The sequence below is a fragment of the Aquimarina sp. I32.4 genome (assembly GCF_002924285.1).
Taxonomy (GTDB): Bacteria; Bacteroidota; Bacteroidia; order Flavobacteriales; family Flavobacteriaceae; genus Aquimarina.
Genome location: NZ_PGUB01000244.1, coordinates 1 through 1026, shown reverse-complemented (window position 1 = coordinate 1026; position 1026 = coordinate 1). Strand labels below are relative to the sequence as shown.

The 1026-nt window shown below is 37.0% G+C and carries 1 protein-coding gene; it reads right to left on the bottom strand.

Translation table 11 applies throughout. The features are described from left to right. On the bottom strand, window positions 1-974 hold a 974-nt coding region (gene ltrA, locus CVD18_RS22300), incomplete at its 3' end, for a group II intron reverse transcriptase/maturase (protein ID WP_103867639.1). Window positions 975-1026 lie beyond the last annotated feature (52 nt).

Sequence of the window (1026 nt, the reverse complement as noted above, 5' to 3'; positions counted from 1 at the left end):
AGTTTATCGGCAATTCGTTTTCTTGAACTAATACTTATGGCACAATCATACCCTAAAAATAGCGTTTTCTTTTTCTTTGAAAATGCCGTTCTAGGTTGAAAAGAATATCCTAAAAAATCAAATTTAACTGTTGGATACTTTCCTTTTCTTCTGTAGTCTCGACAAAAGACAATTTTGGTCTTTACTGGATGTAGTTCCAGTCCTACAGAAGTCATTCTCTGATGTACTAATTGTAGTATTTGTTCTGCGTGGGCTTTTGTATTACAGTGTAGTATCGCGTCATCGGCATAACGAGTGAAGACTACACTTTTATCTGTCTGTTCTAACCATTTGTCAAAAGCATAATGTAGAAAAAGGTTTGCCAGTAAAGGGCTAATTACTCCGCCTTGTGGTGTTCCTTTCCCTTGCTTTTGGATTCGTTTTCCAGATGTTGTAATAACGGGGGCTTCCAACCATCGTTTAATGTAAAGTAATACCCAGTTTTCTGGCACATGTTTCTTTACAGCTAGCATCAATTTGTTATGGTCTATAGTATCAAAGAATCCTTTGATGTCAAGGTCTATTACCCAATCTTGTTTCCAGCAGTTTTCTCGTACCCTTTGTAATGCTTGATGCGCATTTTTAGCTGGACGATATCCATAAGAATTTGGATTAAAGACTTTTTCTAATCTTGGCTCAATGAACATTTTTACCACCATTTGCCCAACTCTGTCGCTTATTGTAGGGATTCCCAATTTACGAATGCTTCCATCCTTTTTGGAGATTCCTACTTCTTTGACAGCTGGGGGAAAATAACTCCCTGATGCCATACGATTCCATAATTTGTACAGATGGTTACTTCGATTTGCATCAAATTCTTGCATTTCTATCGCATCCACTCCTGCACTTCCTTTATTGGAACGTACTTTTTGATAAGCCTGCCAAATCATTTGGCGACTTATCGGTATTGATTTTGTCTCATTCCATAAATTCATCCTCACTTTTTGTAAGTTGGTAAATAAAATAAAACGGTACAACTTAACCCCT